The organism is Streptomyces sp. NPDC088810 (assembly GCF_044750305.1).
Taxonomy (GTDB): Bacteria; Actinomycetota; Actinomycetes; order Streptomycetales; family Streptomycetaceae; genus Streptomyces.
The window spans coordinates 426,345-451,558 of the sequence record NZ_JBIVJQ010000004.1; the positions used below are offsets into that span (position 1 = coordinate 426,345).

General features: G+C 71.7%; 25 protein-coding genes and 1 pseudogene. 5 read left to right on the top strand and 21 right to left on the bottom strand.

Annotated features, from left to right (window positions below; all coding sequences use genetic code 11):
- Nucleotides 1-45: 45 nt before the first annotated feature.
- From ACIP4Y_RS16490 to tsaB, 4 genes are read right to left on the bottom strand one after another with little or no spacing between them, the layout of a single operon-like run.
- Complete coding sequence (locus ACIP4Y_RS16490; protein ID WP_401393409.1) at nt 46-303, bottom strand: hypothetical protein; 258 nt, start codon at nt 301-303, stop codon at nt 46-48.
- Entirely contained in the window at nt 300-1,391 is a 1,092-nt protein-coding gene (gene tsaD, locus ACIP4Y_RS16495) for a tRNA (adenosine(37)-N6)-threonylcarbamoyltransferase complex transferase subunit TsaD (protein WP_401393412.1), read from the bottom strand. Before tsaD ends, ACIP4Y_RS16490 begins: the two co-directional genes overlap by 4 nt.
- Nucleotides 1,384-1,884 carry a ribosomal protein S18-alanine N-acetyltransferase gene (rimI, locus tag ACIP4Y_RS16500; protein ID WP_358645324.1) on the bottom strand — a complete coding sequence of 167 codons (501 nt, stop codon included), beginning with the start codon at nt 1,882-1,884 and terminating at the stop codon, nt 1,384-1,386. The genes tsaD and rimI overlap by 8 nt, the downstream gene beginning before the upstream one ends.
- 29 nt (nt 1,885-1,913) lie before the next feature.
- Complete coding sequence (tsaB, locus tag ACIP4Y_RS16505; protein ID WP_401393415.1) at nt 1,914-2,570, bottom strand: tRNA (adenosine(37)-N6)-threonylcarbamoyltransferase complex dimerization subunit type 1 TsaB; 657 nt, start codon at nt 2,568-2,570, stop codon at nt 1,914-1,916.
- Nucleotides 2,571-2,692: 122 nt separating this feature from the next.
- Here tsaB and ACIP4Y_RS16510 point away from each other — a divergent pair, with 122 nt between their 5' ends.
- Nucleotides 2,693-3,244, top strand: a complete 552-nt coding sequence (locus ACIP4Y_RS16510) for a hypothetical protein (RefSeq protein ID WP_401393418.1) — start codon at nt 2,693-2,695, stop codon at nt 3,242-3,244.
- 58 nt (nt 3,245-3,302) lie between these two features.
- Here ACIP4Y_RS16510 and tsaE read toward each other — a convergent pair whose 3' ends face one another.
- The 6 genes and pseudogenes from tsaE to ACIP4Y_RS16540 form a co-directional block, all read right to left on the bottom strand.
- Nucleotides 3,303-3,815 (bottom strand): tRNA (adenosine(37)-N6)-threonylcarbamoyltransferase complex ATPase subunit type 1 TsaE, encoded by a 513-nt coding sequence (gene tsaE, locus ACIP4Y_RS16515; protein WP_401393421.1) that lies wholly within the window; start codon nt 3,813-3,815, stop codon nt 3,303-3,305.
- Complete coding sequence (locus tag ACIP4Y_RS16520; protein WP_401393424.1) at nt 3,781-5,040, bottom strand: alpha/beta fold hydrolase; 1,260 nt, start codon at nt 5,038-5,040, stop codon at nt 3,781-3,783. Before ACIP4Y_RS16520 ends, tsaE begins: the two co-directional genes overlap by 35 nt.
- A gap of 172 nt (nt 5,041-5,212) precedes the next feature.
- Entirely contained in the window at nt 5,213-6,376 is a 1,164-nt protein-coding gene (gene alr / locus ACIP4Y_RS16525) for an alanine racemase (RefSeq protein WP_358645260.1), read from the bottom strand.
- Nucleotides 6,377-6,460: 84 nt separating this feature from the next.
- Nucleotides 6,461-6,658 (bottom strand): annotated as a pseudogene (locus ACIP4Y_RS16530) (NAD(P)H-hydrate dehydratase); the annotation flags it as partial.
- A gap of 20 nt (nt 6,659-6,678) precedes the next feature.
- Nucleotides 6,679-8,112, bottom strand: coding sequence for an NAD(P)H-hydrate dehydratase (locus tag ACIP4Y_RS16535; RefSeq protein ID WP_401393427.1), 1,434 nt, complete (start codon nt 8,110-8,112; stop codon nt 6,679-6,681).
- 53 nt (nt 8,113-8,165) lie between these two features.
- Complete coding sequence (locus tag ACIP4Y_RS16540; RefSeq protein ID WP_358645254.1) at nt 8,166-8,537, bottom strand: holo-ACP synthase; 372 nt, start codon at nt 8,535-8,537, stop codon at nt 8,166-8,168.
- A gap of 75 nt (nt 8,538-8,612) precedes the next feature.
- Here ACIP4Y_RS16540 and ACIP4Y_RS16545 point away from each other — a divergent pair, with 75 nt between their 5' ends.
- Nucleotides 8,613-9,395 carry an SDR family NAD(P)-dependent oxidoreductase gene (locus tag ACIP4Y_RS16545; RefSeq protein WP_401393431.1) on the top strand — a complete coding sequence of 261 codons (783 nt, stop codon included), beginning with the start codon at nt 8,613-8,615 and terminating at the stop codon, nt 9,393-9,395.
- A 43-nt stretch (nt 9,396-9,438) separates the two neighbouring features.
- Here ACIP4Y_RS16545 and glmS read toward each other — a convergent pair whose 3' ends face one another.
- Nucleotides 9,439-11,286: a glutamine--fructose-6-phosphate transaminase (isomerizing) gene (glmS, locus tag ACIP4Y_RS16550; RefSeq protein ID WP_358645252.1), complete on the bottom strand. Its 1,848-nt coding sequence runs from the start codon at nt 11,284-11,286 to the stop codon at nt 9,439-9,441.
- Between the two features lie 193 nt (nt 11,287-11,479).
- Here glmS and coaA point away from each other — a divergent pair, with 193 nt between their 5' ends.
- On the top strand, nt 11,480-12,448 hold the full coding sequence (gene coaA / locus ACIP4Y_RS16555; RefSeq protein WP_401393953.1) for a type I pantothenate kinase: 969 nt from the start codon (nt 11,480-11,482) through the stop codon (nt 12,446-12,448).
- Nucleotides 12,449-12,470: 22 nt separating this feature from the next.
- Nucleotides 12,471-13,403: a DUF389 domain-containing protein gene (locus ACIP4Y_RS16560; protein ID WP_401393435.1), complete on the top strand. Its 933-nt coding sequence runs from the start codon at nt 12,471-12,473 to the stop codon at nt 13,401-13,403.
- A 15-nt stretch (nt 13,404-13,418) separates the two neighbouring features.
- Here the strand turns inward: ACIP4Y_RS16560 and glmM are convergent, their stop codons facing one another.
- The 3 genes from glmM to rplM form a co-directional block, all read right to left on the bottom strand.
- A complete protein-coding gene (glmM, locus tag ACIP4Y_RS16565) occupies nt 13,419-14,777 on the bottom strand; it encodes a phosphoglucosamine mutase (protein WP_401393438.1) in 1,359 nt (452 codons plus the stop codon).
- A 156-nt stretch (nt 14,778-14,933) separates the two neighbouring features.
- Complete coding sequence (gene rpsI, locus ACIP4Y_RS16570; protein ID WP_003998795.1) at nt 14,934-15,446, bottom strand: 30S ribosomal protein S9; 513 nt, start codon at nt 15,444-15,446, stop codon at nt 14,934-14,936.
- Between the two features lie 42 nt (nt 15,447-15,488).
- Entirely contained in the window at nt 15,489-15,932 is a 444-nt protein-coding gene (rplM, locus tag ACIP4Y_RS16575; protein WP_189978663.1) for a 50S ribosomal protein L13, read from the bottom strand.
- 268 nt (nt 15,933-16,200) lie between these two features.
- On the opposite strand from rplM, the gene ACIP4Y_RS16580 reads away from it, so the two are divergent.
- Nucleotides 16,201-17,073: a hypothetical protein gene (locus ACIP4Y_RS16580; protein WP_401393443.1), complete on the top strand. Its 873-nt coding sequence runs from the start codon at nt 16,201-16,203 to the stop codon at nt 17,071-17,073.
- Nucleotides 17,074-17,079: 6 nt separating this feature from the next.
- Here the strand turns inward: ACIP4Y_RS16580 and ACIP4Y_RS16585 are convergent, their stop codons facing one another.
- From ACIP4Y_RS16585 to ACIP4Y_RS16615, 7 genes are all read right to left on the bottom strand, one after another.
- Nucleotides 17,080-17,829: a polyprenol monophosphomannose synthase gene (locus ACIP4Y_RS16585; RefSeq protein WP_401393446.1), complete on the bottom strand. Its 750-nt coding sequence runs from the start codon at nt 17,827-17,829 to the stop codon at nt 17,080-17,082.
- Nucleotides 17,830-17,875: 46 nt separating this feature from the next.
- A complete protein-coding gene (locus ACIP4Y_RS16590; RefSeq protein ID WP_401393449.1) occupies nt 17,876-19,726 on the bottom strand; it encodes a glycosyltransferase family 39 protein in 1,851 nt (616 codons plus the stop codon).
- On the bottom strand, nt 19,723-20,751 hold the full coding sequence (locus ACIP4Y_RS16595; RefSeq protein ID WP_401393452.1) for a glycoside hydrolase family 26 protein: 1,029 nt from the start codon (nt 20,749-20,751) through the stop codon (nt 19,723-19,725). Before ACIP4Y_RS16595 ends, ACIP4Y_RS16590 begins: the two co-directional genes overlap by 4 nt.
- Nucleotides 20,751-22,169, bottom strand: coding sequence for a glycosyltransferase family 2 protein (locus tag ACIP4Y_RS16600; protein ID WP_401393956.1), 1,419 nt, complete (start codon nt 22,167-22,169; stop codon nt 20,751-20,753). The genes ACIP4Y_RS16595 and ACIP4Y_RS16600 overlap by 1 nt, the downstream gene beginning before the upstream one ends.
- A 384-nt stretch (nt 22,170-22,553) precedes the next feature.
- Nucleotides 22,554-23,417: a tRNA pseudouridine(38-40) synthase TruA gene (gene truA / locus ACIP4Y_RS16605; RefSeq protein WP_358645236.1), complete on the bottom strand. Its 864-nt coding sequence runs from the start codon at nt 23,415-23,417 to the stop codon at nt 22,554-22,556.
- Nucleotides 23,418-23,498: 81 nt separating this feature from the next.
- Nucleotides 23,499-23,984, bottom strand: a complete 486-nt coding sequence (rplQ, locus tag ACIP4Y_RS16610; protein ID WP_401393456.1) for a 50S ribosomal protein L17 — start codon at nt 23,982-23,984, stop codon at nt 23,499-23,501.
- 86 nt (nt 23,985-24,070) lie between these two features.
- Nucleotides 24,071-25,093 carry a DNA-directed RNA polymerase subunit alpha gene (locus ACIP4Y_RS16615; protein WP_003966937.1) on the bottom strand — a complete coding sequence of 341 codons (1,023 nt, stop codon included), beginning with the start codon at nt 25,091-25,093 and terminating at the stop codon, nt 24,071-24,073.
- Between the last annotated feature and the right edge of the window lie 121 nt (nt 25,094-25,214).

The window sequence follows — 25,214 nt, forward strand, 5'->3', positions numbered from 1 at the left end:
CGCTGTGTGATGATCATAGCCCAGGTGGGGGGTGCTCGCGCAACCTCAGTGGTCCGCCAGCGCCTCGAACCGCCACCGGTGCACGGCCCGGGTCACCAACTCGGGCCCGGGTTCGGGCAGTTCGGGCAGCAAGGCGTCGTACGGGGCGTCCCACCACGTGATGACCAGTACCCGGTCCTGCGGCGCGCGGAAGGTCTCGCGGCGCAACGGCTCGCCGGTGAGCGGCTGTTCCCGCACCCAGGCGAGCAGGTCCGCCCCCCGCCCCTCGGCGGCCCGGGCCTCCCACATCAGCGCGACCGTCACGAGTACAGGTTCTCCTTGCTGACCTCGTGCACATGGTCGTGGTCGGTGCCCGGGACGTGCGGGTCGGTGACCGGCAGGGAGGAGTCGGCCGACAGGTCCCAGCCGGACGCGGCCCGGCCCCGGGCGACCATCTCGGCGCCGAGCGCGGCCACCATCGCGCCGTTGTCCGTGCACAGCTTGGGGCGCGGCACGCGCAGCCGGATGCCGGCCGCCTCGCAGCGTTCCTGGGCGAGCGCGCGCAGCCGGGAGTTGGCCGCCACACCGCCGCCGATCATCAGGTGGTCCACGCCCTCGTCCTTGCAGGCGCGGACGGCCTTGCGCGTCAGCACGTCGACCACGGCCTCCTGGAAGGAGGCGGCCACATCGCGCACCGGGACCTCCTCGCCGGCCGCCCGCCTGGCCTCGATCCAGCGGGCCACCGCGGTCTTCAGGCCCGAGAAGGAGAAGTCGTACGCCGGGTCGCGCGGGCCGGTCAGGCCGCGCGGGAACGCGATCGCCTCCGGGTCGCCCTCCTTGGCGTACCGGTCGATGACCGGGCCGCCGGGGAAGCCCAGGTTCAGCACCCGGGCGATCTTGTCGAAGGCCTCGCCGGCCGCGTCGTCGATGGTCGAGCCCATCGGGCGGACGTCGGAGGTGATGTCCGACGACAGCAGCAGCGAGGAGTGGCCGCCGCTCACCAGCAGGGCCATGGTCGGCTCCGGCAGCGGGCCGTGCTCCAGCTGGTCCACGCAGATGTGGGAGGCGAGGTGGTTGACGCCGTACAGGGGCTTGCCGAGGGCGTAGGCGTACGCCTTGGCCGCCGAGACGCCGACGAGCAGGGCGCCGGCGAGGCCGGGACCGGCGGTGACCGCGATGCCGTCCAGGTCCCTGGCGCTGATCCCCGCCTCTTTCAGCGCGCGGTCGATCGTCGGGACCATCGCCTCCAGGTGCGCCCGGGAGGCCACCTCCGGTACGACACCGCCGAAGCGGGCGTGCTCGTCGACGCTGGAGGCGACGGCGTCCGCCAGCAGGGTGGTGCCGCGGACGATCCCGACGCCGGTCTCGTCGCAGGAGGTCTCGATGCCGAGGACGAGAGGTTCGTCAGTCATTGATATCGGTTCCTTGTACTGAGGCGGAGCCCGCGGCGGAGCCGCTGCCGGGTTCCGTGGTCAGGCGCATCACCAGGGCGTCCACGTTGCCCGGCTGGTAGTAGCCGCGCCGGAAGCCGATGGGGACGAAGCCGAAGCGCTCGTAGAGCTTCTGGGCGGGGAGGTTGTCGACCCGGCACTCGAGCATCACCTCGTGGCACTCGAACGCGGTCGCCGCCCGCAGCAGCTCGGTCAGCAGCCGCGCGCCGAGGCCGGTGCCCTGGTGGTCGCGGGCGACGGCGATGGTCTGGACGTCGGCCGGCTCACCGGCGGCGGCCAGGCCCGCGTACCCGACGATCCGGCCGTCGGCGGACTCGGCGACGAGGTAGCAGCGGGTGGCGCCGGTGCCCCGGGCGTGGGCCAGCTCGGACCAGAACATGCCCCGGGACCAGGCGTCCTCGGGGAACAGGTCCCGTTCCAGCTCCAGGACCGGGTCGATGTCCCACCAGCGCATCTCGCGCAGTCGGGGGGGTGCCGGCTGTGTCACTTGGGGGTGACCACCTTGTAGTTCTTGGGGACCTGGGCGTCCGGCCGGCGCAGGTACTGCGGCCGGGGCGCCGGGAGCTCCTCGCCCGCGGCCAGCTTCTGCGCGGCGAGCGAGGCGAGGGCGGCGGCGGACACGTGCTCGGGCTCGTGGGCGCTCGGGAACGTGTCCGGGTAGAGCAGCGCGCCCGCGCCGACCGCGGGCAGGCCCGCGACCTGCTCGGCGATGTCCGCCGGACGGTCGACGGCCGGGCCGGTCAGCCGGGTCCGGGAGTCGGCGTACGTGGCCCAGTAGACCTCCTTGCGGCGGGCGTCGGTCGCCACCACGAAGGGGCCCTTCTCGATGTCGGCGGCGTAGGCGAGGCCGTCCAGCGTGCACAGGCCGTACACCGGGACGCCGAGCGCGAGGCCGAAGGTGTCGGCGGTCATCAGGCCGACACGCAGGCCGGTGTAGGGGCCGGGGCCGGTGCCGACGACGATGCCGGTGACGGCGTCGAGTTTCAGCCCGGCCTCGGCGAGGACGCGGTCGACGGCCGGCAGCAGCAGCTCTCCGTGCCGGCGCGCGTCCACCTGGCTCGACGAGGCGATGACGCCGGTGCCGTCGTGCAGCGCGACGGTGACAGCGGGTGTTGCGGTATCCAGAGCGAGCAAGAGCACGCGAACAGCCTACGGCGCCCGCGGCTCGCGCATCGCCGTCCCGGACGGACGGTCACCGGCTGCTACGGTCAGTACGAAGTACGACATATGGCGCGAGTCAGACGAGGCAGAGGTGGGCGCAGGTGGCAGGGACCAGCTCGGCGATCGTGGCCGCCCTCACCGCGGCGGCTCTGGGAACCGTCGGCTTCCTCGCCTACCGGGCCCAGGCGACCGTCCCGGCGCACCCCGGCGCGGGGCCGACGGCGCACGCGACGATCGCCTCCAAGGCACCCCGGGACCGGCACCACCCGACCGCCCTGCCGAGCGGCTCCGGAACGGGTGAGCGGGTCGTGTACTCGGTGGACGACGACCGGGTCTGGCTGGTGGCCCCCGAGAACCGGGTGCAGCGCACCTTCCCGGTGCGCCCGGGCAGCGTCGACCCGCCGGCCGGCACGTACTGGGTCACCTCCCGCTCCAACGCGGCCACCGGCACCGACGGCGTGCCCATCGAGCACGTGGTGCGGTTCACCAGCGTGGACGGGGTGGCCATCGGGTTCAGCGCGGCGGTGGACGACGGCTCGGGCATGACGGCCGACGCGAGCGTGAAGACGGGCGGCATCCGGGAGAGCCGGCCGGACGGGGACGCGATGTGGAGGTTCGCGACGATCGGGGTGCGGGTCGTCGTGATCCGCTAGTCGTCGGGCGGCTGCTGCGCCGTCGTGGCCGGTCGCGCAGGGAAGACCACGGGGTGGCTCAGCCGGACAGCGTCTCCAGGCCGGCCTCGGACCAGCGTTCCCCCAGCCCGGTGACGGTCACGTGCCGTACCTCGTCCGTGGTGTCGCCGACCGCGCGGTGGATGACGACCTGGAGCCGGTCCTCGGTCAGCTCCTCGACCTTGCCCTCGCCCCACTCCACGACGATCACCGAGTCGGGCAGCGAGACGTCGAGGTCCAGGTCCTCCATCTCGTCCAGGCCGCCGGAGAGCCGGTAGGCGTCGACGTGCACCAGGGGCGGGCCGTCGCCGAGGGACGGGTGGACCCGGGCGATCACGAAGGTCGGCGAGGTGACCGCGCCGCGTACGCCGAGGCCCTCGCCGAGCCCGCGGGTCAGCGTGGTCTTGCCCGCGCCCAGCTCCCCGGAGAGCATGACCAGGTCGCCCGCGCGCAGCAGTTTGGCCAGGCGGCGGCCCAGCTCCCGCATCTGTTCCGGGGAGGTGACGGTCAGCTGGGTCTCAGCGGGGTTGTGCGGTGCTGCTGGTGCTTCCATAGCCACTTACCGTAGCTCCTGCCGGCACCGCACCCGCGCGGGTGAGCAGGTCGGCGAGGCGGTCGGTGACCGCTTCCGGGTGCTCCAGCATCACCAGGTGCCCGGCGTCCGGCACGAGGACCAGCTCGGCGTCGGGCAGCAGGTCGGCGATGGCCTCGCTGTGCTCGCTGGGCGTGACCAGATCCTGCACGCCGGCCAGCACGAGCACCGGCATGTCCCGGAAGCAGGCGAGCGCCTCGGTCTTGTCGTGGTCGGTGAAGGCCGGGTAGAACTCGGCGACCACGTCGATCGGGGTGGACTCGATCATCCGCTCGGCGAACCGCTCGACGGCCGGGTCCACGTCCCGCCCGCCGAACGAGTACCGCTTGATGATCCCGGCGAACAGGTCGGCGGTGGCCCGGCGCCCCTTCTCCACCAGCTCAGCCTGCTGTCCGAGGGCCTTCAGCACCCCGGGGAGGATCCGGCGCACCGCGTTGACGCCGGCCACCGGGAGCCCGAAGTTGACCTCGCCGAGCCGCCCGGACGACGTGCCCACGAGGGCGGTGGCGACGACCCGGTCCCGGATCAGCTCCGGGAACTCGGAGGCGAGGGCCATCACGGTCATGCCGCCCATGGAGTGGCCGACCAGGACGAGCGGCCCCTCCGGTGCGGCGGCGTCGAGGACGGCTTTGAGATCGCGGCCGAGCTGGTCGATGGTGACGGGCTCCCGGTCCCGGGTCTGGGCCACGCCCCGCCCGGACCGGCCGTGGCTGCGCTGGTCCCAGTGCACGGTCCGCACCACCCCGCGCAGGGCCGCCCGCTGGAAGTGCCAGGAGTCCTGGCTGAGGCAGTAGCCGTGGCAGAAGACGACGGTGACCGGGGCGGGCGCCTTGCGGCCGAAAAGCCTGCGCCGGCGCGGGGAGACGTTCGGTCCGGGGTCGGGCTCGACCTCGTCGACCTCGTAGTACAGCTCGGTGCCGTCGTCGGCGTACGCCTTGCCGGGAGTGCCGCGCAGGGTGCCGTAGGGGCCCGCCGAGTCCAGCGCCAGCCGTGCCTTCCTGCGCATCCCGCGGCCCACCGTCATCCGCTCGATGGCGACACCGGCCGCCGCGCCCGCGGCGAGCACGCCTATCGCGGCACCGGCGATGCCGGTCGCCCTGCGCCAGCTCCCGGCCGCCCCCGCGGCGGAGGCGGCGGCCGCCGAGGCGACGACGTCCGCCACGGCCTCCGCGCTGCTCTCGCTCACGTACCGCTCCTCTTCGCCGTACTGCAGTTCGCCTGGACGGGTGTCGCTGCGGAACGGCTACCCGACTTCTTTCCCGTTCACATGGACGCGTTCACATGGACACGCCACCACAAGGCGCTCACCCGGACGCGTTCACACGGACCCGTTCACGGATCCGTTCACACCGAACCGTTCACACCGACCTGTTCACATAGACGCGGGGAACGCGCGATCCGATGCGTGTGACGATCTCGTACGCGATCGTGCCGCAGGCCTGGGCCCAGTCCTCGGCGGTGGGCTCGCCCCGGTCACCGGGTCCGAACAGCACCGCCTCGCTGCCCGCCGGGGGCTCGTCGCCGCCCAGGTCCACCACGAACTGGTCCATGGCGACCCGCCCGGCGATCGTCCGCCACTTGCCGTCGACCAGCACCGGGCCGGTGCCCGAGGCGTGCCGCGGGACACCGTCCGCGTAACCGACCGGCACCAGGCCGAGGGTGGTCTCGCCGGGGGTGACGTAGTGGTGGCCGTAGCTGACGCCGTGGCCGCCCGGGGTGCGCTTGACGAGGGCCAGCGAGGCGCTGAGCGTCATCACCGGGCGCAGCCCGAAGTCCGCGGGGGTGCCCAGCTCCGGGCTGGGCGAGACGCCGTACACGGCGATGCCCGTGCGGACCAGGTCGAAGTGGGACTCGGGCAGGGTGAGGGTGGCCGGCGAGTTGGCGATGTGCCGCACCTCGGGCCGTACGCCCCGCTCCTCGGCGTACGCCGTCATCTCCCGGAACCGGGCGAGCTGGGCGGCGATGGACGGGTGGCCCGGCTCGTCGGCGCACGCGAAGTGCGACCACAGGCCGGTGATCCGGACCAGGCCCTCCGCCTCCGCGCGCAGGGCCGCGGCGACCAGCTCCGACCAGTCCTCCCCCGGCTGGCAGCCGTTGCGTCCGAGTCCGGTGTCGGCCTTGAGCTGCACCCGCGCGGGGCGCCCCGCCGCGCGGGCGGCCTCGACGACCTCCCGCAGGGCCCACATGCCGCTCAGCGAGACGTCGATGTCGGCCTCGATCGCCTGCCGCCAGGGGCCGCCCGGCACCCACAGCCAGCACAGGATGCGACCGGGCAGCCCGGCCGCACGCAGCGCGAGGGCCTCCTCGGCCGTGGCCGTGCCGAGCCAGGTCGCGCCCGCGGCGAGGGCCTCGCGGGCGCATGGCAGCGCGCCGTGGCCGTACGCGTCGGACTTGACGACGGCCATCACGGCGGCGCCCTGCGCCCGGGCGCGCAGGGCCCGCACATTGGCGCGCAGGGCGCCCAGATCGATCTCGGCCCGGGCGCGCAGGGCGGCGGTCGGCTCAGCTGCTGTCTCACTCATCGCGCCCCCAGTGTCTCAGAGGCCGCCGACAGCCCCCGGGCACCGCCCCATCAAGCCCGCCGGCCGCTTCGCCGGCCGGGTGGGTCAGGGCCGTACGGTGCGCCACGCGGCCGGGATGTGTGACGCGACGTCATGGGCACCCGCCGGTGCGCCGGCGGCGGCGAGGCGGCCTGCCAGCCCGTGCAGGTACGCGGCCACACTCCCCGCATCCAGCGCGCTCAGCCCCGCCGCCAGCAGGGACCCGGCGAGCCCCGACAGCACGTCCCCGCTCCCGGCCGTGGCCGCTTCGCCGGGCGGTGGGATCAGGGCCGTACGGTGCGCCACGCGGCCGGGATGTGTGACGCGACGTCATGGGCACCCGCCGGTGCGCCGGCGGCGGCGAGGCGGCCTGCCAGCCCGTGCAGGTACGCGGCCACACTCCCCGCATCCAGCGCGCTCAGCCCCGCCGCCAGCAGGGACCCGGCGAGCCCCGACAGCACGTCCCCGCTCCCGGCGGTGGCCAGCCACGGCGTTCCCGTGGCGTTGACCCGCACCGCCCCGCCCCCCGCCTCGGCGACCAGCGTCGTCGACCCCTTCAGCAGCACCGTCGCCCGGTACACCGCCGCCAGCTCCCGTACCGCCGCCAGCCGGGCGCCCTCGACCTCCTCGCGCCGCACCCCGAGCAGCGCGGCGGCCTCCCCGGCGTGCGGAGTCATGAGCGTCGGCGCCGTACGCCGCCGTACCGCGTCCCGCTCGGCCAGCCGCAGCCCGTCCGCGTCCAGCAGCACCGGCACGTCCGCCTCCAGCACCTCGGCCACGCTCCCCGCGTCGTCCCCGGCACCCGGCCCGGCCACCCAGGCCTGCACCCGCCCGGCCTTGGCGGGCCCGGCGTCGGACACGAGGATCTCCGGGAAGCGCGCGATGACCGCCGCCCCGGCCGGCCCGACGTACCGTACGGCCCCGGCCCCGCCCCGCAGCGCCCCGGACACCGCCAGCACGGCCGCCCCCGGATACCGCGCCGAACCCGCGGCGATCCCGACGACCCCCCGCCGGTACTTGTCGCTCTCCGCCGCCGGCGCCGGCAGCAGCCGCGCCACGTCGGCGTGTTGCAGCGCCTCCAGCTCGGCGTCGGCGGGCGGCGGTTCCAGCCCGATGTCGACGAGCCGCACCACCCCGGCGTACTCCCGCGCGGGATCCACCAGCAGTCCGGGCTTGTACGTGCCGAAGGTGACGGTCAGGTCGGCCCGGAGCGCGGCTCCCCGCACTTCCCCGGTGTCCGCGTCCACGCCACTGGGCAGGTCCACGGCCACCACCGCGGCCCCGGACCGTGCCACCACCCCGGCGAGCCGCTCCGCGTCCGGCCGCAGCCCGCCCTTGCCGCCGATCCCGACGATCCCGTCCACGACCAGGTCGGCGCGCAGGACCAGTTCGTCCGAGGAGTCCGCGGTGGCGACCGTGCCGCCCGCCCGCCGCAAGGCCGCAAGCCCTCCGCCGTGGGCCCGTTCGGGCGTCAGCAGCACGGCCGTCACGCCGGCGCCGCGCCGGGCCAGCCGGGCCCCCGCGTACAGGGCGTCCCCGCCGTTGTCCCCGCTGCCGACAAGCAGCACCACCCGGCTGCCGTACACCCGCCCGAGCAGTTCGGCGCAGGCGGCGGCCAGCCCGGCGGCGGCCCGCTGCATCAGCGCACCCTCCGGCAGCCGTGCCATCAACGCCCGCTCGGCCGCCCTTACCGTCTCCACGCTGTACGCAGTACGCATGGCACCGAGTCTGCCCCGGAACCCCCACCGCCCACACCCGGGCCCCGGCCCGGTCAGCCCTCGGCGATCACCACGGCCGAGGCCACGCCCGCATCGTGACTGAGCGACACATGCCAGGCCCGCACGCCCAGCTCGGCCGCCCGCGCGGCCACCGTGCCCTTCACCCTGAGCCGCGGCTGTCCGCTGTCCTCCACGTACACCTCGGCATCGGTCCACTGCAGCCCGGGCGGTGCGCCCAGCGCCTTGGCCAGCGCCTCCTTGGCGGCGAACCGGACCGCGAGCGAGGCGATCCCGCGCCGCTCCCCGCTGGGCAGCAGCAGTTCGCGCGTCAGGAACAACCGGTCGGCCAGTCCCGGCGTCCGCTCCAGGGACGCCCGGAACCGGTCGATCTCGGCGACGTCGATGCCCACCCCGATGATGCTCATGGCGAGCACCCTACGACTCCGGCGGAACGGGATCCGGCGACACCACGTCGGCGGACCGCGCTCTAGGCTTCCGGCATGCTCTCGTCGCACGCCTATCTCTCCGGCCTCTTCTCCCTGGACGGCCGCACCGCCGTGGTGACCGGCGGAAGTTCGGGTATCGGACGGGCCATCGCGGCGGCGCTGGCGCGGGCCGGGGCGAGCGTGGTGGTCGTGGCCCGCCGGCCGGAGGAACTGGCCGCCACGGTGGACGAGTTGACGGCCGACGGCTGCCGCGCGGCCTGGGTCGCCGGGGATCTGGCGTCGCGGGAGGGCGTGCGCGCGGCGGCCGAGGAGGCCGCGGCCGTCTTCGGCGAGCCCGACATCCTCGTCAACTCGGCCGGGATCAACCGCCGGCCGCCGATGGGCGAGTTGAGCGAGGACGTGTGGGACGCCACGATGGCGGTGAACCTGGAGGCGCCCTTCCTGCTGGGGCAGCGGTTCGGGCCGGGCATGGCCGAGCGGGGCTTCGGGCGGATCATCCACATCACCTCCCAGCAGGCCCACCGCGCCTTCGTGCACAGCGGCGCCTACGGCGTCTCCAAGGGCGCGCTGGAGTCCCTGGCCCGCTCCCAGGCCGAGGCCTGGTCGCCGTACGGGGTCACCTGCAACACCCTGGTGCCGGGCTTCGTGATGACCCCGCTCAACCGGCGGCTGTCGTCCGATCCGGAGCGGGTGGCGGCCCTGGCCGCGCGCACGATGATCGGCCGCAACGGACTCGCCGAGGACTTCGCGGGCGCGGCGGTGTTCCTGGCGAGCGGTGCCTCCGCCTACGTCACGGGCCAGTCGATCCACGTGGACGGCGGTTTCTCCGTGCACTGACACGGCAAGGCCTACAAGGCTCGAACGGAGTTCGCCCCCCTGCTCACTCCACCGTGACCGACTTGGCCAGGTTCCTCGGCTGGTCCACCTCGTTGCCGCGCGCCGTCGCCAGCTCGCACGCGAAGACCTGGAGCGGGACCGTCGCCACCAGCGGCTGGAGCAGCGTCGGGGTGGCCGGGATCCGGATCAGGTGGTCGGCGTACGGGACCACCGTCTCGTCGCCCTCCTCCGCGATCACGATGGTGCGCGCGCCCCGCGCCCGGATCTCCTGGATGTTGGAGACGATCTTGTCGTGGATCACCGACCGCCCGCGCGGGGACGGTACGACGACGACCACCGGCACGTCCTCCTCGATCAGCGCGATCGGGCCGTGCTTCAGCTCGCCCGCGGCGAAGCCCTCGGCGTGCATGTACGCCAGTTCCTTCAGCTTGAGCGCGCCTTCCAGGGCCACCGGGTAGCCCACGTGCCGGCCGAGGAAGAGCACGGTGTTCTTCGAGGCCAGGGTGCGCGCCAGCGCCCGTACCGGCTCCATGGTCTCCAGGACCCGCTCGACCTCCTCCGAGATCCGGGACAGGTCCTTGATCACGGCCTGGATCTCGTCGCCCCACTTGGTGCCGCGCACCTGGCCCAGGTAGAGGGCGACCAGGTAGCAGGCGACCAGCTGGGTGAGGAACGCCTTGGTCGAGGCGACCGCGACCTCGGGGCCCGCGTGCGTGTACAGCACCGCGTCGGACTCGCGGGGGATCGTCGAGCCGTTGGTGTTGCAGATCGCCAGCACCTTGGAGCCCTGCTCGCGGGCGTGCCGGAGCGCCATCAGGGTGTCCATGGTCTCGCCGGACTGGGAGATGGCGATCACCAGCGACCGCCCGTCCAGGATGGGGTCCCGGTAGCGGAACTCGCTGGCCAGCTCGACCTCGCAGGGGATCCGCGTCCAGTGCTCGATGGCGTACTTGGCGATCAGGCCGGCGTGGAAGGCCGTACCGCAGGCGACGATGACGACCTTGTCGATCTCGCGCAGTTCGGAGGGGCTGATCCGCACCTCGTCCAGGGTGAGCGAGCCGGACGGGTCGATGCGGCCGAGCAGCGTGTCGGCGACCGCCTTCGGCTGTTCGGCGATCTCCTTGAGCATGAAGTAGTCGTAGCCGCCCTTCTCGGCGGCGGAGGCGTCCCAGTCCACGTGATAGGAGCGGACCTCGGCCGGGCGGCCGTCGAAGCCCGTCACGGTGACGCCGTCCCGGCGCAGCTCCACCACCTGGTCCTGGCCCAGCTCGATCGCCGACCGCGTGTGCTCGATGAACGCGGCGACGTCGGAGGCCAGGAAGGCCTCGCCCTCTCCGACGCCCGCCACCAGCGGCGAGTTGCGGCGGGCGCCGACCACCACGTCCGGCTCGTCGGCGTGCACCGCGACCAGCGTGAACGCGCCCTCCAGCCGTCGGCACACCAGTCGCATCGCCTCGGCGAGGTCGGCGCAGGAGGAGAACTCCTCGGCGAGCAGATGGGCGACGACCTCGGTGTCCGTCTCGGAGTTCAGCTCATGGCCGCGCTCGGCCAGTTCCGCGCGCAGGAGCGCGAAGTTCTCGATGATGCCGTTGTGCACCACGGCGACCCGGCCCGCGTTGTCCAGGTGCGGGTGCGCGTTGCCGTCCGTGGGACCGCCGTGGGTGGCCCAGCGCGTGTGGCCGATGCCGGTCGAGCCGGTCGGCAGCGGCCGGTCGACCAGCTCCTTCTCCAGGTTGACCAGCTTCCCGGCCTTCTTGGCGGCGGCCAGCCCGCCGTCCGCCAGCACGGCGACACCTGCCGAGTCGTACCCCCGGTACTCCAGCCGCTTCAGCCCGGCCGTCACGACATCGAGTGCCGACTGTGACCCTACGTATCCCACGATTCCGCACATGAGCGGCAGCCTACGGTCCGACGACGATCAAAAAAGGCCTCCGGCTGCCCGAATTCGGAAATTCCCACCACCGTACGAAAGCCCTGGCGGCACCGCGGACGCCGGCGGGCCCGTGCTGCGCGCGTGACGGACCCCACCCGCCGTCCCGTTCGTACTCCGTTAACAATGGACTGTGATCTCACCGGTCTCCTCGATGCCCCGGAGCGCCCACCGGCACAGGCCGGAGGCGACTCCCTACGTCGATCTCACCCGCGCCGAGTGGAGCGCGCTGCGCGACAAGACACCACTGCCGCTCACCGCCGAGGAGGTGGAGAAGCTCCGCGGTCTCGGCGATGTCATCGACCTCGACGAGGTGCGGGACATCTACCTCCCGCTCTCCCGGCTCCTCAACCTCTACGTCGGCGCCACGGACGGCCTCAGGGGCGCGCTGAACACCTTCCTGGGCGAACAGGGCTCCCAGTCGGGCACCCCGTTCGTCATAGGGGTGGCCGGCTCCGTGGCCGTGGGCAAGTCCACGGTGGCCCGGCTGCTCCAGGCCCTGCTCTCCCGCTGGCCCGAACACCCGCGCGTGGAACTGGTCACGACGGACGGCTTCCTGCTGCCCACCCGGGAGCTGGAGGCCCGCGGCCTGATGTCGCGGAAGGGGTTCCCCGAGTCCTACGACCGCCGGGCCCTCACCCGTTTCGTCGCCGACATCAAGGCCGGCAAGGGCGAGGTGTCCGCGCCGGTCTACTCCCACCTCATCTACGACATCGTGCCGGACGAGAAGCTCACCGTCCGCCGCCCGGACATCCTGATCGTGGAGGGCCTGAACGTCCTCCAGCCCGCCCTGCCCGGCAAGGACGGCCGCACCCGGGTCGGTCTCGCCGACTACTTCGACTTCAGCGTGTACGTCGACGCGAGCACCGAGGACATCGAGCGCTGGTACCTCAGCCGCTTCGGAAAGCTGCGCCACACCGCCTTCCAGAACCCGAACTCGTACTTCCGCAAGTACACCCAGGTCTCCGAGGAGGAGGCCCTCGACTACGCCCGCACACTGTGGCGGACCATCAACAAGCCCAACCTGGTGGAGAACATCGCCCCGACCCGCGGCCGGGCCACCCTCATCCTGCGCAAGGGCCCGGACCACAAGGTGCAGCGCCTGCGGCTGCGCAAGCTGTAGCCGCCCCTGTTAGATGGGCGCCATGCTGCATCTGCGCCTGATCACCCCGGCGGAGCGGACCGACGAGGTGGTCCGTCTGATCGAGAAGACGGTCGGTACCACCCACCTCGTCGTCCTGCCGGGCGCCGCCCGCAACCCCGCCGGCGACCTCGTCCTGTGCGACGTGGCCCGCGAGGCGGGCGACGAACTCATCGCCGGGCTACGGCGGCTCGGCCTGGACGACACCGGTTCGATCGCCGTCGAGACCATCGACCTCTCGCTGTCCCGGCGCGCCGACAAGGCCGAGGCGGAGGCGCCGGGCGAGGGCGCGGACGCGGTGCTGTGGGAGGGGCTGAGAGACGCCACCCACGAGGAGTCGACGCTGTCGTTCACCTACGTGGCCTTCATCACCCTGGCCACGATGATCGCGGCCTGCGGTGTGGTGCTGGACAACGCGATCCTGATCGTGGGCGCGATGGCCGTGGGACCGGAGTTCGGGCCGCTCGCCGGCATCTGCACGGCCGTGGTCCAGCGCCACCCGCGGCTGGCGTGGCGCTCGCTGATCGCGCTGCTGGTGGGGTTCGCGGTGGCGATGGCCCTGACCTCCGCGTTCAGCCTGCTGATGGATGGGGTGGACCTGTTCAGCAAGGCGCAGTTGGAGGCCGACCGGCCGAACACCGGGTTCATCTACGCCCCGGACTGGTTCTCGTTCGTCGTGGCCGTGCTCGCCGGGATCGCCGGCACGCTGTCCCTGACCTCGTCCAAGTCGGGCGCGCTGGTGGGCGTGGCCATCTCCGTGACCACGGTCCCGGCCGCGGCCAACGCGGCAGTGGCGCTGGCCTACGGCGACACGTCCCAGACGAGCGGCTCGACGGTCCAGCTCCTGCTGAACCTGCTGGGCATCGTCCTGGCGGGAACGCTCACCCTGCTGACACAGAAGTACTTCTGGGCCAGGCAGAGGGAACGTCTCGGCTGAGGGCGCAGAGGGGAACTATCCCAGCGCGGACTTCACGGCGTCGGCCAGCCGCCCGGCGACCGCCCGCGCCTGATCGATGTCCGCGGCCTCGACCATCACCCGCACCAGCGGCTCGGTCCCGGAGGGCCGCAGCAGCACCCGCCCCGTAGCCCCCAGCTCCTGCTCCGCCTCGGCCACGGCGGCAGCGACATCCGCGGACGTCCTCACCCGGGACTTGTCCACGTCGGGAACGTTGATGAGGACCTGCGGCAGCCGCTCCATGACGGAGGCCAGCTCCCGCAGCGTACGGCCGGTCTCGGCGACCCGCGCCGCCAGCAGCAGGCCGGTCAGCGTGCCGTCCCCGGTGGTCGCGTGGTCGAGGATGATGACGTGCCCGGACTGCTCGCCGCCGAGGGCGTAGCCGTGCTCCTTCATCTCCTCCAGGACGTACCGGTCGCCGACGGCGGTCTGCACGAGCCGGATGCCCTCGCGCTCCATCGCCAGCTTGAAGCCGAGGTTGGACATCACGGTCGCGACGACGGTGCCGGAGCGCAGTGCGGAACGCTCCTGCATCGCCAGCGCGAGCACGGCGAGGATCTGGTCGCCGTCGACCTCCTCGCCGGTGTGGTCCACGGCCAGGCAGCGGTCGGCGTCACCGTCGTGCGCGATGCCGAGGTCCGCGCCGTGCTCCAGGACCGCGGCCTTGAGCTGGTCCAGGTGGGTCGAGCCGCAGCCGTCGTTGATGTTGAGGCCGTCCGGCTCGGCGCCGATCGTGACGACCTGGGCGCCGGCCCGGGCGAACGCCTCCGGCGAGACCCCCGAGGCCGCGCCGTGCGCTTCGTCCAGGACGATCTTCAGTCCGTCGAGCCGGTTGGGCAGGACCGACAGGAGGTGGGCGATGTACTGCTCGAAGCCCTCGTCGTACGACCGTACGCGGCCGACCCCGGCGCCCGTCGGCCGCTGCCAGGGCTCGCCGTGCCGGTGCGAGTCGTAGACCGCCTCGATCCGGTCCTCCAGCTCGTCGGCGAGTTTGTGGCCGCCGCGGGCGAAGAACTTGATGCCGTTGTCCGGCATGGCGTTGTGGCTGGCGGAGAGCATCACACCGAGGTCGGCGCCGAGCGCGCCGGTCAGGTGCGCCACCGCGGGCGTCGGCAGCACGCCGACGCGCAGCACGTCCACGCCCGCGCTCGCCAGGCCCGCGACCACGGCCGCCTCCAGGAACTCCCCGGACGCGCGCGGGTCCCGTCCGACCACCGCCGTCGGCTTGTGGCCCTCGAAGGTGCCCGCCTCGGCCAGCACGTGCGCCGCGGCGACGGAGAGGGCGAGCGCCATCTCGGCCGTCAGATCCGCGTTGGCGACACCGCGCACGCCGTCCGTGCCGAAGAGTCGTCCCACTTGTCCTCCCGAGGAAACATGACGAGGAAGCATGCGATCACACAAGCCTTTGAGCGTCTTGTGTCGTTATACGCCCTTGGCTCGGATAAGCGAACGCCCCGGGGGCACACGTGGCGTGCCGCCGGGGCGTTCGGAGTACGAGCAGGCAGCTCTTGATTAGCGCTTGCTGTACTGCGGAGCCTTGCGGGCCTTCTTCAGACCGGCCTTCTTACGCTCGACCGCGCGGTCGTCGCGGCGCAGGAAGCCGGCCTTCTTCAGCGGGCCGCGGTTGTTGTCGACGTCGGCCTCGTTCAGCGCACGGGCGACACCGAGACGGAGCGCACCGGCCTGACCGGAGACACCGCCACCGGCGATGCGGGCGATGACGTCGTAACGGCCCTCGAGCTCGAGCACCTTGAAGGGCTCGTTCACTTCCTGCTGGTGCACCTTGTTCGGGAAGTAGTCCTCGAGGGTGCGACCGTTGATCTTCCACTTGCCGGTGCCCGGGACGATCCGGACGCGGGCGATGGCGTTCTTGCGGCGGCCCAGGCCGGCGGCCGGCTGGGGCTCGCCGAAGCGGGAGGCCAGGGACTCCGAGGTGTACTCGCCCTCGACGGGGACCTCGGACTCGGTGGTGTAGCTGTCGATGTCAAGCTCTTCGAGCGGCTGCTCGGCAGTGGTCTCGGCCACGATGCTCCTCAGATTCTCTTCAGTCTTAGGGGGTGGCCGGACTTACTGCGCGACCTGGGTGATCTCGAACGGCACCGGCTGCTGGGCAGCGTGCGGGTGCTGGTCGCCCGAGTAGACCTTCAGCTTGGTGAGCATCTGACGGCCCAGGGTGTTCTTGGGGAGCATGCCCTTGACGGCCTTCTCGATGGCCTTCTCGGGGTTCTTCGCCAGCAGCTCGTCGTAGCGGACGGAGCGCAGACCACCCGGGTAGCCGGAGTGGCGGTACGCCATCTTCTGGGTCCGCTTGTTGCCGGACAGGTGCACCTTGTCGGCGTTGATGATGATGACGAAGTCACCAGCGTCGACGTGCGGCGCGTAGATCGGCTTGTGCTTGCCCCGGAGGAGGGTCGCAGCAGTGGTGGCGAGACGACCCAGGACAACGTCCTGAGCGTCGATGACGTGCCACTGGCGCGTCACATCGCCGGGCTTGGGGCTGTACGTACGCACGGTTCGTAGCCTTCGCTTCGAGTGAATGGTCCTAAACAAGGTCACCGAAACGATCACGACAGCCTTGACCCACGGCGGCGACGCAAACCGCGTGCGTGGGGTCGCTGGTCATCGGCCCGGTGGACCGGTGTAAGGGCCCGTCCCGTGAGAATGAGCAAGCCAATACACAACGAAGAAGTAGGTTACCGGGCGGCCCCCGGACGGGTCAAAACGAGGCAGGCCGGTAGACGGACCCCGCACCCCCCGCCCCCCGTCTAAGATGCGCCCCATGAGTTACGGGCAGGGGGGACCCCAGTCTCAGTGGGATCCCTGGAAACCGCAATCCCAGCAGCCGTGGACCAGCGCAGACGACGGGACACCGGACTGGGCCGCGCTCGCCGAGGCCTCGGAGACGCGGAACAAGCGCCGCAAGCTGCTGTTCATAGCCGGCGGCGGGCTCGCCACGGTCGCGATAGGCACCGCGGTCGCCATGGCCGTGGTCTCGGCGAACGGCGGTGATCCGCAGGCCGGGCCCAGCAACCTGCCCGCCAGCGCCTCCATCCCCGGTTCCGCCGGCGCCACGCCGTCCTTCGCGCCCACCAGCGCCCCGCCGCCGCTGGACCCCGAGGACTTCATCTCCAGCGCCAAGAAGGACACCGCCCCGCTCGGCCCGGACACGCTGTTCCCGGGCAAGCAGCTCACCATGAGCGGCACGGTGTACAAGAAGGGCCCGACGGCCGACACCCGGAGCTGTGCCACCGCCGCCGGCGGCACCCTGCCCAAGATCCTCACCGCCAACGGCTGCACCCGCCTGATGCGCACCACCTACAGCAACGGCGGCATCGCGGTCACCGTCGGCGTCGCCGTGTTCGACACCGCGGCCCAGGCCACGAAGGCCAAGACGCAGACCGACGACCGGAGCATCGTGCGCTCGCTGTTCGGCAAGGGCGTCAAGCCGTTCTGCGACGGCGCGTTCTGCCGCTCCACCCGCAACGCCTACGGCCGCTACGCCTACTTCACGATCTCCGGCTTCACCAGCGGCAAGAACGTCACCACCAAGGACACCAAGGTCTTCCGCACCGGCAACGACCTGGCCCAGTTCACCGCGAACCAGATCCACCGCCGCGGCCAGGTCCAGGCCTCGGCCGCCGCGAACCGGTAACCCGGGCTAGCGCCGCTTCAGCCGCAGCCGCAGCCGCAGCGGGATCACCGCCGACTCCAGCTGGGTGCGCAGGGTCATCTTGGACACACCCTCCGTGCGCTCGGTGAAGCGGATCGGGATCTCCACGGCCCGGTGCCCGGCCCGTACCGCCTTGTACTTCAGCTCCACCTGGAAGCTGTAGCCCGCGCTGTCCAGGGACGACAGGTCCACGTCCCGCAGGGTCGGCGCCGACCACAGGTTGAAGCCTGCGGTGATGTCCCGGATCTCGGTGCCGAGGACGGCGCGCGCGTACCGGTTGGCGAAGCGGGACAGCAGCACCCGGTGCGCGCCCCACCGCTCGTCCAGCGAGCCGCCCTCGACGTACCGGCTGCCGACGACCAGCCCGGCGCCGGAGTCCAGGGCCGCCCGGAGCATGCGGGGCACGGCCTCCACCGGGTGGCTGCCGTCGGCGTCCATCTGGACGACGTACGCGGCGCCCTCCTCCAGCGCGGCGGACATGCCGGCCGTGTACGCCCGGCCCAGCCCGTCCTTCTCGGTGCGGTGCAGCACGCTCATCCGGCGCCGCCCGGCCCGGTTGTACTTCTCGGCCAGCTCCTCGGCGATCCGCCCGGTGCCGTCCGGGCTGGAGTCGTCGACGATCTTCAGGTGGAGCCCGTCCAACGGCAGGGCGAGCACCGCCTCGGCCATGCCCGGCAGGTTCGCCGCCTCGTTGTAGGTCGGCATCACCACGGTGACCGGTATCACGTCGTGCGTCATCCTCACTGTTCCTTCCCCGCGGACGCCGGAGTGCCCGGCACGTGCTTCAGGAGGTCTTGACCCAGATGCGGTAGTGACCGGTGCCGCTGGAGTTGCGGAAGGGCAGGTCGGCGAGGAGCCGGTAGTGCGCGTTGCCCTTCAGGGCGTCCGCGACGACGGTGTCCACCCGGGGGTTGGTGAGGCCGTCCAGGACGACCAGGTCGTACTCGCCGTCACGCAGCGCCGCCCGGTAGCCGGCGTCGCCGGAGTGCTGCCGGCCCTTCTTGTCCGTGTACTCCATGGCGAAGGCGCCCTGCCACTGCCGCTGGCTGGTCTTCCCGCGCAGGTAGTAGACGGGCACCTCGGGCGTCGAGGCCATGTAGTGGCCCGTGCGGTCCACGTGGGAGTCGATGACCCGGATCATCTTCGCGGAGTCGGGCCAGACGCCGAACCGCCAGTCCGCCTGGGAGATGCCGAGGCAGAGCGTCGCCGTCCACAGCATGATGCCGAGCTGGGGGTAGCGGAAGTGGGCGCCGATCAGCCGGGTGACGCCCACGCCGGCCATCGGCGCGGCGAAGAGCAGTCCGAAGCCGACGTGCTTGAACAGCGACACCACCGTGCCCAGGTGCACCTGGTACGCGGGCGCGAGCAGCGCGGTGCCGCACAGCACCAGCCCGAGCAGCGCCCGCCGGCGCCAGCCGGGGCTGCCGAGCCGCTGGGCGAGCGGCGACTCGTTCATCCGGCTGCGCCGCACGTAGGAGAGCGCACCGCCGACGGCCGTGAGGAACATCAGCCCGCTCCACTCGGCCGACCGCTGGAGCAGGAAGGCGGCGCTGTCGGAGCCGTGGTCGCGGTCGGTGGTGGTCTGCCGCACACCGGCCAGCAGGTCGGTGCTGTACATGCCGGCCGCCAGCAGGGCGCCGATGCCGAGCGCGAGCAGCAGCATCCGCAGGAAGGCCTTGCCGCCCTTGTGCGGCCAGCCGGTGAGCAGCGCGAGCACGACGATGGTCGGCAGGTACAGCGCGGACGCGTACTTCACCCCGACGGCGAGCACGGCGACGGGCGCGGCGAGCAGCACGGCGGCCACGGGCGCCCGGTCGGTGCGTACGACGATCCAGGTGGCCAGGGCCAGCAGGAACACGGCGGCGGCGTCGTAGGTGGCGAAGTACCCCATGACGACGGTCGACTGCACCACGGCGAAGAGCGCCGCGCCGCCCAGCGCTGCCCGCTCGTTGAACAGCCGCCGGGTGAAGGAGTACAGCAGCGCGGTGGTGCCCAGCATGAAGGCCAGGCTGAGGGTGCGTGCTCCCGCGAGCCCGAAGCGGTCGTCGACGACGGCGGCGAGCACCGGGTACAGCTGCGGCGAGCCGGAGAAGTACGCCGCGTAGTTCACCGGCAGCGGGGTGCCGTTCAGCAGGTGCTGCAGCTCGGCGTGCCCGGCCGACAGGTACAGGGCCTCGTCCTGGAACGCCGTGTTGGACAGGCGCAGCGAGAGCACCGCCTGGACGGCCAGTACGAACAGCAGGACGGCCCGGCTGACCCAGGCGCGCCGCCGGCTCGCGGCCATGTCCCAGCCGACCTCGGGGGTCTCCGGAACGTGATAGCCGGGCTCCGCCGCCTCGGCCGTCTCGGCCGTCTCCGGCACGGTGTGCAGGGCGAAGGCCGGCTGGTCGGCCGGCTGCTGGTACGGATAGGTCCGGGGGTCGTAGTCGTACCCCTCGGGTGTCTCGTACCCCTGGGGGACGTCGTAGCCCTGGGGGACGTCGTAGCCCTGCGGGACGTCGTAGCCCTGCGGGACGTCGTAGCCCTGCGGCTGGCGCGGGATGTAGCCGTCGGAGTTGAACCAGCCGCCCTGCGGCTCGTCGTCGGCGTACGGGTCGTACGGCTCGGGGGTGTAGTACTGGGGGTGTGAGGTCATGACGGCTTCCGTACGTCGAAGCCGAACCGGTCGTCGGCGGCCAGGCGCTCGAACTCCTTCAGCGCCAACGGGCTGGCCTCCAGCCGCCAGTCGGCGCGCTTCTTGTGGTTGAACCAGACGAAGCCGAGCATGTCGTCGTCGGCCGCGACGCCCGCGAACAGGTTGCGGATGTCGGCGCGGCGCCGCTCGCCGGGCATGGCGGCGGTCTCCAGCAGCAGGAACGGCTTCTTGGTGAAGGTGCGGATCCGGTCGCGGGTGGGCCCGAAGACGCTGTCGAAGGCGTTGTCGGAGCCGGTGGTGAAGTAGCCGATCAGACCGACCCAGTCGACGTAGGCGTCGCCCGGGTAGTACGGCTCCAGCTTCACGTTCCGCACCGGGTTGACGATGTTGGGCGCCCAGGCCCAGATGACGTTGGTGGCGCCGGCGTCCACGAAGGTCTGGTGGATGTGCCGCCAGGCGGCCACGTACTGGGCCGGGGTCACGTCGTCCGTGCCCCACTTCTCCCAGTGGCCGTTGAACTCGTCCGCGAAGTCGATCACCACGGGCAGGTTCAGCCGGCGGACGGCGGTCGCGTACTCCTTGATGTACCGGTCGGACCTGCCCGCCGCGATGTCGGTGAGCGGGGTGTCGAAGGGCTCCCAGGACATCAGCGTCAGCGCGCCCGCGGCCCAGGCGTTGCGCACGCCGGTGGCGTCGAAGCCGTCGCCCCAGCCGGCGTAGTACTCGATCAGGTTCGGCTGCCTGCCGGTCATCCTCGTGTACGCGTCGACGCTCCGCATGGAGGTCGGGGCGCCCGGCACGGCCACGCCGTAGTACTTCTTCGCGGGCTTCAGCAGGGGCGTGACGTCGTAGGGGATGTCCCGGTCGGCGCTCGCGGAGGAGTGCGGGGCCGCCGTGCCGGTGCCGGACTCCGGCGAGCCGCCGCCGTCGTCGCCGAGGAGCGAGCAGCCGGTGAGTGCGAGGAGGCCGACGAGGGCGCCGGCCAGGGTCGCACGGACCCTGGAGAAAGGTTTCGTCGATCGCATCAGGCGGCCTCCGCCCCCGCGCGCGGCTGGACCAGGACGCGGCCGACGACCAGCGCGTAGAACAGCCCGGAGGACAGGATCAGGGCGAAGTCCGGGGCGTTCATGGTGAACGTCCGGTAGACCGCCGCGGTGACCCAGACCAGCGCCGTGCCGCCGCTCCACGCCCCCATGCCGATCCAGAAGCGCCGCGTCTTGTTCTTCTTGGCACCGGAGGAGCCGGTCGGCTGCCAGCCCATGCGGTTCTTGCGCAGGATGTCCCAGATGGCGAAGACGTGCGCCCAGCCGTACATCATGCGGGCCGCCCAGGCCTCCAGGCGGTACGGCGCCCGGTGCCACATCGGGAAGACGATCGTGGTGTAGAGGATGCTGGGCAGCACCAGGAGCAGATGCTCGGCCTTGAGCTTCTCCGGCATCATCAGCAGCAGCAGGATCGGGATGACCGGGGCCGCGAAGGTGAACAGCGCGGTGTGGATGTAGTAGAAGAACCCGGACATGTAGCACAGCCGGCTGGAGAGCCGGATCTTCGCCTGCCAGAACTTGCGGCTGCCCAGCAGGCTCATCGAGCCCGAGCACCAGCGGTACTGCTGGTTGAAGAAGGCGCCGGCGCTGTCCGGGCACACCCCCGTGGAGACGGCGACCGGCACGTAGCGCAGGTCCCAGCCGAGCCCGCGCAGGTCGAAGCCGGTGTGCACGTCCTCGGAGTGCTCGATCAGGGTGGTGCCGCCGTTGGTCTCCAGGGCCGCCCGCCGGTAGATCGCGCAGGAGCCGACGCAGATGGCGCCGTCGCTGCCCTGCCGGGACACCTGCACGGAGCGGTAGAACAGCTCCTGCACCGCGCCCGCGCCGCGCTCGATCCAGTTCTGCGAGTCGAGCACCCGGAAGTACTGCGGGGACTGGACGATGCCGATCCGCGGATCGTCGTCCATGTACGGCAGCAGTTCCTCCAGCAGGTCCGCGCGCGGAGTGAAGTCGGCGTCGAGGATGAGGATGTACTGGCCGTCGGACTGCCCGAAGCCGAAGTGCAGATTGCCGGCCTTCTTGAACCAGCCCCGGTTCTCCCGGGTGCCGTAGCGGAAGCCGAAGTCCCGGGCCATCGCCGCCAGCTCCGGGCTCGCGCCGTCGTCCAGCACGAACGGCACGCAGACCCCGGGGTACCGGTCGGCCATCGCCCGCACGTGCCGCCAGGTGTTGTGCAGCACCGCGATGGGCTCACCGCACACCGGCAGGAACACGTCGACGGTCGGGTAGACCTCGGGCCGCCAGTTCTGCACCAGCCGCCGGTGGTGGGCGATGTCGAAGTCCCGGGTGAAGCCGTTCACCCGCAGCGACACCAGGTAGTAGACGACCGTGAAGACCAGCAGCGGGGTGTAGATCCACAGCACCGGCGTGGACTGCGCCAGCTTGAACTGGCTCGTCACCAGACAGCAGAAGCTGACCAGCGAGCTGATCGTCAGGATCCACAGGTTCCGGTGCGCGTAGGAGTACTTCTCCTTGTCCGTCGGCGGGAGCGGCAGCAGCCCCAGCGCCGGGCGCCCCCCGTGCCCCGCCCGTCGCCGCCCACTGCTCCGGCGCGCCGCGCGACGCCCCCCGGTCCGCACGGGACCCACTGAAGTCATGCCGTTGTCCAACCCCGGGCCCGTACCGACCCGTCGACCCCCCAGCCAACCCGGCCACCCCCTGTCGAACGTGTGGCCGGAAGGCGCAACACTAATCGAGGGGTATGAAACGCGTAAGAGTCGACCAGGCCGGTTACGCCGGGTAAGTCCAGACATGGGGCATAAGTGCAGCGAAATGCAACGTAACTAACAGGTTTCGCAACCGGACGCACCGGGCAACGACCGCTTGTTCCGGGCCTCCTTGTTCCGCGCCGCCAGCAGCTCGTCGGCCGGATAGCCGACCTCCTCCAGGGTCAGCCCGTGCGGCCGTACGACATGCACGGCGGAGTCCCGCACCCCCGCGGCCAGCACCTTCCCGGGCCACTCCGGTCCCCGGTGCCCGTCCCCCACGAACAGCAGCGCCCCGATCAGCGAGCGCACCATGTTGTGGCAGAACGCGTCCGCCCGCACGGTCGCGGTGATGATGCCGTCGTCGCCCCGGACCAGGCTCAGCTCCTGGAGCGTGCGGATCGTGGTGGCGCCCTCGCGCTTCTTGCAGTAGGCGGCGAAGTCGTGCTCGCCGAGCAGCGCCCGGGCCGCCTCGTTCATGGCGTCCACGTCGAGCGGCCAGTCGTGCCAGAGGACGTGACCCCGCAGCAAGGGGTCCACTCCCCCGGGATTGTCGGTGACCCGGTAGGCGTACCGCCGCCAGACCGCCGAGAACCGCGCATTGAAGCCGCTCGGCGCCTCCCGCAGCGCCCAGACCCGCACGTCCCTCGGCAGCCGGCCGGCGAGCCGCTTGAGCAGCTTCTCGTGGTGCTCGCGCCAGACGCCCTCGGGCAGATCCACATGGGCCACCTGCCCGCGCGCGTGCACCCCGGCGTCGGTCCGCCCGGCGACCGTCAGCTCGTAGGTCTCCCGCGACCGGGTCACCGTCCGCAGGGCGTCCTCGATCTCCCCCTGCACGGTCCGCCTGCCGCCGGCCTGCTTGGCCCAGCCGTGGAAGCCGGTGCCGTCGTAGGACAGGTCGAGACGGAGACGGACGTGCCCGGGCTGTACTTCATCACTCACCCGCACATCCTCTCAGGTACGAAAAAGCGGGCCCGCTCCTGTGAAAGGAACGGGCCCGCAACACCCCGGAGGGCAGAACGCTTACGCGTCCTTCGACTCCTCGGCGCCGGCCTCGGCGGCCTCGGTCTGCTCGACCTTGGTCTCCTCGGCCTCCTTGACCGCACGCTTGGTGGCGGCCTCGGCCTCACCGGTCGCCTGCTGAGCAACCGTCAGCGCCTCGACCAACTCGATGACGGCCATGGGCGCGTTGTCGCCACGGCGGTTACCGATCTTGGTGATGCGGGTGTAACCACCCGGACGGTTCTCGTACCGCGGGCCGATCTCGGTGAAGAGCGTGTGGACGACGCTCTTGTCCGTGATGACCTGGAGCACCTGACGGCGGTTGTGAAGGTCGCCCTTCTTCGCCTTGGTGATCAGACGCTCGGCGTACGGCCGCAGACGGCGGGCCTTCGCCTCGGTGGTGGTGATACGGCCGTGCTCGAAGAGGCTCTTCGCCAGGTTGGCGAGGAGGAGCTTCTCGTGCGCGGCGCTGCCGCCCAGACGGGCACCCTTGGTGGGCTTCGGCATGTTCTTTCTCCTGTGTGTCTGCCCCGGCCGTGTCAGGTACCGGGGTCAGGAACCCGATGAGCGGATGCTCACCGGCAAACGACCGATCAGTACTGCTCGGTCTCCACGAAACCCGCGTCCGCGTCGTCGTCCGCACCAAAGGCGTCCGCGGCCGCGGTCGGGTCGAATCCGGGCGGGCTGTCCTTCAGGGCCAGGCCCATGCCGGCCAGCTTCGCCTTGACCTCGTCGATGGACTTCGCACCGAAGTTGCGAATGTCGAGGAGGTCGGCCTCGGAACGCGCGACCAGCTCACCCACGGAGTGGATGCCCTCACGCTTGAGGCAGTTGTACGACCGAACGGTGAGCTCCAGCTCCTCGATCGGAAGCGCCAGGTCGGCGGCAAGGGCGGCGTCCGTCGGGGACGGGCCCATGTCGATGCCCTCGGCGTCGATGTTCAGCTCGCGGGCGAGACCGAACAGCTCGACCAGCGTCTTGCCCGCGGAGGCCATGGCGTCACGCGGACGCATCGCCTGCTTGGTCTCGACGTCGACGATCAGCTTGTCGAAGTCGGTGCGCTGCTCGACACGCGTGGCCTCGACCTTGTACGTGACCTTCAGAACCGGCGAGTAGATCGAGTCGACCGGGATACGGCCGATCTCCTGGCCCACCTGCTTGTTCTGCACGGCGGAGACGTAGCCGCGACCGCGCTCGACGGTCAGCTCCATCTCCAGCTTGCCCTTGCCGTTGAGCGTGGCGAGGACGAGGTCGGGGTTGTGCACCTCGACACCGGCCGGGGGCGCGATGTCGGCGGCGGTGACCAGACCCGGGCCCTGCTTGCGCAGGTACATCACGACCGGCTCGTCGTGCTCCGAGGAGACGACCAGCTGCTTGATGTTGAGGATCAGGTCGGTGACGTCCTCCTTGACGCCCGGCACGGTGGTGAACTCGTGCAGCACGCCGTCGATCCGGATGCTGGTGACAGCAGCGCCGGGGATCGAGGAGAGGAGGGTACGGCGGAGCGAGTTGCCGAGGGTGTAGCCGAAGCCCGGCTCCAGCGGCTCGATCACGAACCGGGAGCGGAACTCGTCGACGACCTCTTCGGTCAACGAGGGACGCTGAGCGATCAGCATGTGTGGATCAGATCCTTCTTTCGTGGACGCCCGCTATTTGACGTCCGACGGAAACCGCACCTGTGAGAAGTGCGGGTACTGCAAGGGTACGGGCGATACGGCCCTTTGTACGGGGCCGTAC